The sequence below is a fragment of the Lentzea sp. CC55 genome (genome assembly GCF_021056325.1).
Lineage (GTDB): Bacteria > Actinomycetota > Actinomycetes > Mycobacteriales > Pseudonocardiaceae > Lentzea > Lentzea jiangxiensis.
This window is the reverse complement of the sequence record NZ_JAJCXE010000023.1, coordinates 181,564-190,561: the sequence shown is the minus strand read 5'-3', so window position 1 is coordinate 190,561 and position 8,998 is coordinate 181,564. Positions and strand designations below refer to the sequence as shown.

At 71.2% G+C, this 8,998-nt stretch carries 9 protein-coding genes; 5 read left to right on the top strand and 4 right to left on the bottom strand.

Going from position 1 to position 8,998, the window contains the following annotated elements:
• Positions 1–101 precede the first annotated feature (101 nt).
• From L6E10_RS21465 to L6E10_RS21450, 4 genes are all read left to right on the top strand, one after another.
• Complete coding sequence (locus L6E10_RS21465; RefSeq protein WP_236221311.1) at positions 102–1,298, top strand: RNA polymerase sigma factor; 1,197 nt, start codon at positions 102–104, stop codon at positions 1,296–1,298.
• Positions 1,298–2,089: a hypothetical protein gene (locus tag L6E10_RS21460; RefSeq protein ID WP_236221310.1), complete on the top strand. Its 792-nt coding sequence runs from the start codon at positions 1,298–1,300 to the stop codon at positions 2,087–2,089. Before L6E10_RS21465 ends, L6E10_RS21460 begins: the two co-directional genes overlap by 1 nt.
• Before the next feature lie 67 nt (positions 2,090–2,156).
• The gene (locus tag L6E10_RS21455) at positions 2,157–2,492 is read left to right on the top strand and encodes a VOC family protein (protein WP_236221309.1); all 336 of its coding nucleotides are present in this window, start codon (positions 2,157–2,159) and stop codon (positions 2,490–2,492) included.
• A 78-nt stretch (positions 2,493–2,570) separates the two neighbouring features.
• Positions 2,571–2,984 carry a MarR family winged helix-turn-helix transcriptional regulator gene (locus L6E10_RS21450; RefSeq protein ID WP_236221308.1) on the top strand — a complete coding sequence of 138 codons (414 nt, stop codon included), beginning with the start codon at positions 2,571–2,573 and terminating at the stop codon, positions 2,982–2,984.
• Here the strand turns inward: L6E10_RS21450 and L6E10_RS40400 are convergent.
• The 3 genes from L6E10_RS40400 to L6E10_RS21440 form a co-directional block, all read right to left on the bottom strand.
• Positions 2,981–3,115: a hypothetical protein gene (locus tag L6E10_RS40400; protein WP_275676829.1), complete on the bottom strand. Its 135-nt coding sequence runs from the start codon at positions 3,113–3,115 to the stop codon at positions 2,981–2,983. The two genes, L6E10_RS21450 and L6E10_RS40400, sit on opposite strands and share 4 nt — an antisense overlap.
• A gap of 306 nt (positions 3,116–3,421) precedes the next feature.
• On the bottom strand, positions 3,422–4,360 hold the full coding sequence (locus L6E10_RS21445) for a hypothetical protein (RefSeq protein WP_236221307.1): 939 nt from the start codon (positions 4,358–4,360) through the stop codon (positions 3,422–3,424).
• A gap of 224 nt (positions 4,361–4,584) precedes the next feature.
• A complete protein-coding gene (locus tag L6E10_RS21440; RefSeq protein ID WP_236221306.1) occupies positions 4,585–4,887 on the bottom strand; it encodes a hypothetical protein in 303 nt (100 codons plus the stop codon).
• Positions 4,888–5,206: 319 nt separating this feature from the next.
• On the opposite strand from L6E10_RS21440, the gene L6E10_RS21435 reads away from it, so the two are divergent.
• A complete protein-coding gene (locus tag L6E10_RS21435) occupies positions 5,207–6,238 on the top strand; it encodes an NAD(P)/FAD-dependent oxidoreductase (protein WP_236221305.1) in 1,032 nt (343 codons plus the stop codon).
• Positions 6,239–6,281: 43 nt separating this feature from the next.
• On the opposite strand, the gene L6E10_RS21430 is transcribed toward L6E10_RS21435, so the two are convergent.
• Complete coding sequence (locus tag L6E10_RS21430) at positions 6,282–8,996, bottom strand: AbfB domain-containing protein (protein WP_236221304.1); 2,715 nt, start codon at positions 8,994–8,996, stop codon at positions 6,282–6,284.
• Positions 8,997–8,998 lie beyond the last annotated feature (2 nt).

Genomic DNA, 8,998 nt, shown 5'->3' with positions numbered 1-8,998 from the left:
GAGGCCCTGGAGCTCGCCGAGATGATGCCTCAGGCCCAGTTCGGCGCCACGGTCGAGGTGCGGCCCGTCGAGCGCATCCCCGGGCTGAACCACGGGGTGGCATGAGCGACCTCGCGTCGGCCGCGGTCGAACGCGTGTACCGCGAGCACCGGACCAGGATGCTCGCGGCGCTCGTGCGGGCCCTCGGCGACTTCGAGCTGGCCGAGGACGCGCTGCAGGAGGCGTGCTCGCAGGCGCTGCGGAGGTGGCCGCGCGCGCGGGTGCCGGACGACCCGTTCGCGTGGCTGCTCACCGTCGCGCGCAACCACGCCCTCGACCGCCTGCGCCACGCCAGGATGGCACGCGCGAAGCTGCCCGCCCCCGCACCCGAGGCGGTCACGATGAGCGAGAAGCAGCTGGTGTCGCTGGGCGACGAACGGCTGAGCCTGATGTTCACGTGCTGCCACCCCGCGCTCGCCGAGGAGTCCCGGGTGGCGCTGACCCTGCAGGCGGTGGCGGGTTTCACGGCGGCGCAGATCGCGCGGACGTTCCTCGTGGCCGAACCCGCGCTGGCGCAGCGCCTGGTCAGGGCCAAGCGCAAGATCCGCGACGCCGGCATCACGTTCGAGGTGCCCGCCGACCACCTGCTGCCCGAGCGCCTGCGGGGTGTGCTCGCGGTGCTGTACCTCGTCTTCACGCGCGGCTACACGACCGCGGACGCCTCGCTCCGGCTCGAAGCGCTGCGGCTGGCCAAGCTGCTGGCGGCCCTGATGCCCGACGAACCGGAGGCGCACGGCCTGGTGGCGTTGATGCTGCTGCACAACTCGCGCAGCGCCGCCCGCCTGTCCGCCGGCGGTGACGTGGTGCTGCTGGAGGACCAGGACCGCGCGTTGTGGAACACCGACGAGATCGCCGAGGGCATGGCGCTGCTGGACCGCGCGCTGCGGTTCGGCTCACCGGGCCCGTACGTACTGCACGCCGTGATCGCCGCCCTGCACGTGCAGGACCCGGTCGACTGGGACCGCGTGGCCGCCCTCTACGCCGAACTCCTCGTGGTGGCACCGACTCCGGTGGTGCGGCTCAACCACGCGGTCGCCGTCGCGATGACCGCCGGTCCCGCCGCCGGGCTCGAGCTGATCGACGGGATCACCGGCCTCTCCGAGTACCACCTGCTGCACTCCGCCCGGGCCGACCTGCTGCGGCGCCTGGGGCGGCGGGACGAGGCCGTCGCGGCGTACCGGACCGCGCTGGAGCTGGCGGTGAGCGCGGCGGATCGTCGTTTCCTGACCGGGCGTCTGCGTTCGCTGGAGGTGTCCTGATGAGGCTGGACGTGCTCGACCGCGGCCACCGGCCGGCGGTGCGGTTGTTCTTCGGTTTCAGCAGGCTGGTGTCGGGCGTTCCGATGTCGGACGTGCCGAAGGCGCTGCTGTACCGCCCGGAGTTCTTCGGTTCGGTGTTCCTCGACCTCACGGCCAGGACGATGCGCGGGCCGTCGTCCTGGACGGCGGGCGAACGGGAGTACCTGGCGCGGAGCACGTCCGAGCGCCTGCGGTGCCCCTTCTGCGCGGCCACGCACGCCGAGCTGCTGAAGATCGCCGGAGACCCGTCGCCGCCGCGGCCCGAGCTCGTCGCGGCCTCGCGGTTCCTGGAAACCCTGTCCCCTCCCGGAGGTGTGTCCCGGACCGCTCTGGCGGACGCGCTGGACGTCAGCCTGGTCTTCCACGTGGTGAACCGGCTCGCGAACGCATTCGGGTTCGCGCTGCGGCCGGGCCAGCTCGAGTCGGGCACCCGGTCGCTGCACAGGTTCGGCTACCGGTTCCCGCGCTTTCTCACCGGTCCCGGCGCCGGTGGCCCCGAAGAGCTGCGCCGTGCCGTGCTGGACGCCCCCGCCCGCACGCCCGTCGCACTGCGCCGTGCGGCGGCCGCCGGAGATGCGTGGGGTTCCTACGCGGCAACGGTCCGGTCGGCCTCCCACCGGATCACCGACGAGGACGTGGCACGGCTCGCACGGGAGCACACCGAGGACGAGGTCTTCGAGGTGACCGTCGCCGCCGCCGTGGGTGCCGCCCTCGACCACTTCGACCAGGGCAGGAGGAATCTCCGGACCTGATGTCGAGTTCTCCGCTCCCCGCTCGTCCTCCGCTCACAACACCGACCGAGCCGAAGGAGCGATCGAGATGTCCGGACAGGTCAACTGGTTCGAACTGCCCGCCGACGACACCGGGCGGGCGCGGGTCTTCTACGCCGGGGTGTTCGGCTGGGACACCAGCCCGATGGGCGAGGACTACCACGTGATCACCAACGGCGCGGCCGGCGCCATCGCGGCCAGGGACGCCCGGCTCACCCAGCCGCGGATCTACTTCCACACCGCGGACATCGACGCGTCCGTGCTCAGGGTCGCCGAGCTGGGCGGCAAGGCCGACGACGTCCAAGCGGTGCCGGAGGTCGGCCGCATCGCCCACTGCACCGACGACCAGGGCACGCCGTTCAGCCTGTACGAGCCGCAGGGCTGACGTCCGGTGGCCCGCCGCGAGGCGGGCCACCCGTCCGTCCTCTTCGGACGACCCGTCTCCCGCGTTACCATCGTCGCCATGCCCGACGTCGGCGTCCTTTCCGCGCACCTGCTCTCCGGGTTCCAGAAGGAGCTCTTCACCCGCCTCTCCGAGTCGGGCCACGGACAGCTCCGCCCGCGGCACGGCGCCGTCATGGCCCACCTCGGCGCGGACGGCAGCCGGGCGAGCGAGCTGTCCGAACGCTCCGGGCAGCACAAGCAGGTCATCGGCACGCTGATCGACGAGTTGGAGACCCTCGGTTACGTCACCCGTCAGCCGGACCCGGCGGACCGCCGCGCGAAGCTCGTCGTGCCCACCGAGCGGGGCCACGCGGAGATGGTGCTGGCCAAGAGGATCATCGGTGAGATCGAGCGGCGGTTCGCCGAACTCGTCGGCGCCGAGCGGTTCGCGGAGTTCAAGTCCGTGTTCGACGAGATCGCCCGCACGTACTAGCCGAGCAGGATCTCGTCGCGGTGCGCGGCGAGGAAGTCCTCGAGTGTCAGCCACCGCGGCACGAGTTCCCGGGTCCCGGCGGTGGCGCAGAGTCGCGTGCACCCACTGGCTGCCGCAGGTGGTGTGGACATCCGCGATCCCGGCCGCCAACCCCTCGTCCCGGTGCTGCCGCGGTGGTGGGTCTGCCTGGCCCTGGACACAGCCGCAACAGGCGCAGGAGGCGAACCCCAGGACTCGGAGGAAAGGCTCGACCCCGAAGCGGCCGCCGAGTTGCGGAACGAGCTGCACGACCGTCGCCGGCCCGGTTCGAGTTCCGAGCGGAGATCCGGCTCCACTTCGGCCCGGTAGCGCTGCGACAAGGGTTCGGCCGTTCCGCCGAACCCCACCGGGACGGCGAGAGGCCCCGCTCGGCGAGCGGGGCCTGCGCATCCGAGGGCTCAGCCGACCGGCGGGGACATCGTGAACCAGTTGAAGCCCTCGACCAGCGGCTTGTTCTGGTCGGCGTACGCCGTGCCGGACAGCTCCCAGCGCTCGACCGAGCGGTACGTGCCGGGCTGCAGGCTCTCGTCGACCGGCGTCGCCTCGTCGTCCTTCACGGGCAGGTACTCGTAGACCGACCGGCGCGTCAACGTCACGGCCAACGTCTCGTAGGCGGACTGCGTGTCGAGGTAGCCCGGCTTGCCGTGGTCGGCCGCCTCGGCCGGGTCGGCCAGCCGCAGCTGCACGAAGTCACCGCCGAAGGAACCCTTGGCCGACACCACCGTGACGAGGTGCCCGCCGTCGCGCTTGAGGCTGTTCTGCGGACCGGCGACGTAGCGGCCGTACCACATCTGCACCGGGCCCTGGCTGAGCTTCTTGGCCAGCTCACCCGCGAAGTCCGGGCCGGCGGTGGTGCCGATCCCGCCGGTCGCCGTGGACCACCCGGCGTCCCGGGCGGGCTTGGTGGCGATGTTCCACGCGGTGCGCAGGTTGCCCGAGAAGGTGCCGTCCTCGACGCTCCACTGGGAATCCGTGGCGATCCGGCCGATCGAGTTGGTGACGATGCCGTAGTCGGCCGGGTTCCTGGGGTCGAGGTTGCGGACCTTGGTGGTGAGCCAGCCGACCGGTGCCTGCTTCTCGTGCCCCCAGTAGTGCAGCACGTTGTAGAGCGACGACGGACCGCAGTGGGTGCCGCCGTTGGCCGCGAAGCCGGCGCGGTACTGGTCGACGTCGCTGACGCCGCACTGCTTGACCTCGAAGTCGGGGCCGGTGATGTCGGCGATCTTCACGCACGGCGGCGGCGTGCCGATGATCGGGTCGGCGGCGGCGAGGCCGGGCAGGGCGACAGAGCTGACGGCGGCGGTGGCGAGGGTGGCGATGACGACCTTGCGCAACATGGGGTTCTGCCTCCTGTGGAAGGGGGCCACCTCCCGCGGCCCCTTCGATAGGAGAAGCGTGACCTGCGCAGACGTCGATGGCATGAGGGTCGACCCCTCACCTTCGGCCGCGAAAAGATGGGTGTATCAGGCCTACCCCCACCCGACTCCTGCACGGTGCTGTCCGCGAAGCCTGACCGCTGCCGGTCGACACGGCGACGAGCACCGCGGACCGCACCACGACCTCATCTGCGCAGGCTGATCAACAACGCGATTCCGGCGGACAGCGCGATGACGCCCGCCACGACGAGCTGGTTGAGCCAAACGGCCCACACGCCGCCTTCCGCCGGCCGCAGCGCCACGACGATCAGCCACCCGGCCAGCGCGATCGTCAGCGGCTGGATGAACGGCACGTCCAACGGCGCCATCGCCCGCACCATGCCGAGCAGCATGATGACGACGGCCAAGCCCATCGACCACCAGTACGGCCGGAAGGCGTGCAGCGAAGCACCGAAGTGCAGCACCGGTGGCGCGGCGACCAGCCACACGCCGGCCAGGAAGGCGGCTACACCAGCCCTGCTTTCGACAGTTCGTCCGCGTACGTCCCCCACACGGGCGATTCTCGCCTGTGGAAGGCCTTCTGGGAACACCCCCTGTTCGTTCCGGTACACCGGTGGTGCCCTTCAACGAGGTGGCATGTGCACCACGAGCGGGTACTGGCCGCTCTGGGCAATCGCCATCGCGTCCACGTCTCCGGACGCGGCGGCACAGCCACCTCGCCGCACTTGTGGAGATCCGGTGCAGATCCGGTGAAGGTGTGGCCGTCGGCGGAAAATCCAGCCGTGCGCGGATCTAGCGTCGTGCGGCATGGACACCGTGGACGTGCTCGTGGTCGGCGCCGGGCTGGCCGGCCTCAACACCGCGCGGCTGCTCGCCGGCGCGGGGCTCGACGTGGCCGTGTGCGAGCGCAGGACGAGCCTCGAGACCGGCATCCGCACCACCGGCATCTTCGTCCGGCGCACGCTCGACGACTACGAGCTGCCGCACCTCGGGCCCGCGGTGCGGCGCGTGCTCCTCTACCCGCCTTCTCTGCGGGAACCGGTCGAGTTCGTGAGCGCCCGGGACGAGTTCCGCGTCGGTGACATGGAGGGCATCTACGCCGCCGCTGTCCGCGACGCCGAACGCGCGGGCGCGCGGGTCCGCCTCAACGCGAGCTATCCGGCAAAGTCCACGAAGGCGCGCTTCACGATCGGCGCGGACGGCGCGCGGTCCACCGTGGCGAAGACCCTCGGCCTCGACGTCAACCGGCGGCTGATCACCGGCATCGAGGAGGTCTACCCGGTCAGGACCGGCTCGGTGCCGACGTTCCACTGCGTGGTCGACCCCCGGCTCGCACCCGGCTACATCGCCTGGGTCATCGACGACGGCGAGCACGCGCACGTCGGGCTGGCTGGCCGCGCCGACCGGTTCGGCGCACCGCTGCCCCAGCTGCTGCGGCGCTTCCGCGACAGCTTCCCGACGCCGGAGCCCGCCGGCCCGGTCAAGCGCCGGGGCGGGCCGATCCCCGTCGGCGGGCTGCTGCGCAGGATCGTGTCGCCGCGGGGTCTTCTGGTCGGGGACGCGGCCGGAGCGGTCTCACCGCTCACGGCGGGCGGACTCGACCCGTGCATGCGGATGTCCGAGCTCGCCGCGTCGGTGACGTTCGACTACCTGCGCAGCGGCAACAGGTACGTGCTGGAGCACTACGACGCGGCGGCCCTGCGGCGCCGGTACCGCAGCAGGTCCCTGATGCGGCGCGGGTTGTCGCTCGTGCGCGCGCCGGGTCTCGCCGAGCTCGCTTTCAGCGCACTGCGCACCCCGCCGGGAAAGGCCGTGGCGAAGCGGATCCTGTTCACCTGACACCGCCCGGGGACGCGCACGTCCCCGGGCAGCGCCCATCTTCCTACGGCGTCCAGGGGGAGCTGACGGCCCAGCTCACGTCCTGGTCGTACGAGACGGGGTTGTCGTACACGTGCGCGCCGCCGTTCGAGGCGACCCAGACCTCCTCCTGGTAGTGCCGGATGTTCGTGCCCAGCTCGTTGACCGACTCCAGTCGCACGCCTCCGGTGCCCTGCTGCGCGCAGAAGGTCGCGTCGCGCCGGAACAGGTCGGTGTTGTCGTTGGTGCCGAGGCGGACGCGGAAGTCCGCGTGCCGCAGGAACTGGCCGGGGATGTTGCGCGACTCGAGCGAGTAGCAGGTCGGGTCGGCGAGCCCGCGGCGCACCACGAACGTCGCGTCGCCCTTGGTCAGCGCGTCACTCGTGCCGGTCACGACGTCCGTGCGCGCCAACGACTCCCGGTGCCGCAGGTAGCGGTCCGCGAAGCCGGGCGTGGTCACCCGGAACGACCGCGCCTGGTCGAGCGGCAGATCCGCGCCGCTGCGCCACAGGCCTGTGCCGATCGCCCACGTGGTGTCCGCGGCGAACGAGCTCGCGGTGTCCCAGGGGTTCGGGCCACCGGAGCGCGCCAGGTACACGCCCTCGTTGTGGTGCCGCACGAACGAACCGCGCACGTTGTAGGACTCCAGCGCGGTGCCGCCCGAGCCTTCCCGCGCGCAGAACGTGGCGTCCGCCGCGATCGTGCCGTTGTTCACGTCGGTCCGGATGCGACCGTTGCTGTGCCTGAGGAACCGGCCGGGGAAGTTCCGCGACTCGAACGACAGGCAGGCCGCGTCGGCGAGTCCGGGCCGCGGGTGGAACGTGGCGTCGAGCCTGCCGAGGTCGGTGCTGATCACGTCGGTGCGGGCCAGCGAGTCCTGGTGCCGCAGGTACCGGTTCGTGTAGCCGGAAGTGGTGACGCGCAACGACACCACGTCGTCGGGGCTCACCGCCGTGCCGCGCGCGACGGCGAGCACCCCGAGGTTGACGGCCCGCACCCGCGACTCGGTCATCTTCAGCACGCGCCGGTCGTAGGTGTAGAAGCCGTTGACCTCGTTCTCCACGTCGTAGGGCTCGGTGTAGACCATGGCGGACAACCCGCGCGTGTGGACGAGCCGCTGGACCTGCTTGATGACCTCCTCGTAGCGCTTGGTCAGCGACGCTTCGTCCGGGTACAGGGCTCCGTAGGCGAATCCGGCACCCGGCTGGTACTCGTGACCGGCGATCCTGCGGCCCAGGCCACCGAACTCGCCGAGCACCGCCACCCGGTTGGCGTCGGGCTGCCGGGTGTTCGCCGAGATCTGGTAGTGGTGGTCGTCGACGACGTCGCCGTTGCCGGGATCGGGGTCCGAGACGCAGCAGTTGGACCCCGAGTTGTGGTTGACCAGGCGGGTGTTGTCGATCGAGCGGACCAGGTCGACGATCCGGCCGGCGTCGTACTCGCCCCAGCCCTCGTTGAACGGCACCCACTGCACGATCGACGTGATGCCCTTGAGCTGGTCGATCATCCGGCGCAACTCGGACTCGAAGTTCGCGCGCCCGTTCGGCACCTCGTCGACCGCGTCGAGCGACGGCATGTCCTGCCACACCAGCAGGCCCAGCCGGTCGGCGTGGTAGAACCAGCGCGCCGGTTCGACCTTGATGTGCTTGCGGACCATGTTGAACCCCAGCGCCTTCTGGCGTTCGAGGTCCCACCGCAGGGCCGCGTCGGTCGGCGCGGTGTAGATGCCGTCCGGCCAGTAGCCCTGGTCGAGGGTGCCGCTCTGGAAGACGAACTTCCCGTTGAGCAACGGCCGCATGACGCCGCCGACCACCGCCTTGCCGAGCGAGCGCATGCCGAAGTAGCCGGTGGCGGAGTCACCGCTGCCCAGGGTCACGCGCAGGTCGTAGAGGAACGGGTCGTCGGGCGACCACAGCCGGGCGTTCGGCACCGGGACCCGCAGCGAGGTGCCGGTCGTGCCGGTCTGCCTGCCGACGACCTGCCCGCCGCTGAGCACCTCGGCGGTGACGGACTGCCCCGCGGTGCCCTGCACGACGAGGTCGAGAGCGCCCGCGGCGACGTTCGGCGTGGTGTCGAGCCGCGTGATGTGCGCGCTGCGCACCGGTTCGAGCCACACCGTCTGCCAGATCCCCGACGCGGCGGTGTAGAAGATGCCGCTCGGGCTGCGGCGCTGCTTGCCGACCGGGTACCGGCTGCCGTCGACCGGCGAGTGCACGCCGACGACGATCTCGTTCGTGCCCGCCTGGAGCGCGGAGGTGATGTCGAACGAGAACGCGTCGAAGCCGCCGGTGTGCGTGCCGACCTGCCGGCCGTTGACCCAGACGCGCGTCTCCCAGGTCACCGCGCCGAAGTTGAGCTTGACGTTGCGACCGTTCCAAGTGGACGGAATGGTGAAGGTGCGGCGGTAGAACATGTTGTCCTCGTGCCGCTTGATGCCCGACAGAGCGGACTCGATCGGGTACGGCACGAGGACGCCCTCGGCCAGTGGCCTGCCGATCGGCGGGTTGCCGAGGTCCGGTGCGCCCGCGAACTCCCACACACCGTTGAGGTTCTGCCACTCGGGGCGCTGGAGCTGCGGACGCGGGTACTCGGGCAGCGCATTCGCCGGCGACACCTGGGAGGTCCAGGGCGTCGACAGCGGAGGGGTCTTGGGGACCCACTCCACCGCGTGCGCTGTGGGGGTGAGGGAGGTGGACGTGATCAGGATGCCGACCAACACGCCCAGGACGCGTCTGGTCATGG

What these genes read in the sequence shown, in the direction of transcription:
- L6E10_RS21465 (WP_236221311.1), top strand. Translation starts at nt 102, where the DNA reads ATGAGCGACCTCGCGTCGGCCGCGGTCGAACGCGTGTACCGCGAGCAC.
- L6E10_RS21460 (WP_236221310.1), top strand. Translation starts at nt 1,298, where the DNA reads ATGAGGCTGGACGTGCTCGACCGCGGCCACCGGCCGGCGGTGCGGTTG.
- L6E10_RS21455 (WP_236221309.1), top strand. Translation starts at nt 2,157, where the DNA reads ATGTCCGGACAGGTCAACTGGTTCGAACTGCCCGCCGACGACACCGGG.
- L6E10_RS21450 (WP_236221308.1), top strand. Translation starts at nt 2,571, where the DNA reads ATGCCCGACGTCGGCGTCCTTTCCGCGCACCTGCTCTCCGGGTTCCAG.
- L6E10_RS40400 (WP_275676829.1), bottom strand. Translation starts at nt 3,115, where the DNA reads ATGTCCACACCACCTGCGGCAGCCAGTGGGTGCACGCGACTCTGCGCC.
- L6E10_RS21445 (WP_236221307.1), bottom strand. Translation starts at nt 4,360, where the DNA reads ATGTTGCGCAAGGTCGTCATCGCCACCCTCGCCACCGCCGCCGTCAGC.
- L6E10_RS21435 (WP_236221305.1), top strand. Translation starts at nt 5,207, where the DNA reads ATGGACACCGTGGACGTGCTCGTGGTCGGCGCCGGGCTGGCCGGCCTC.
- L6E10_RS21430 (WP_236221304.1), bottom strand. Translation starts at nt 8,996, where the DNA reads ATGACCAGACGCGTCCTGGGCGTGTTGGTCGGCATCCTGATCACGTCC.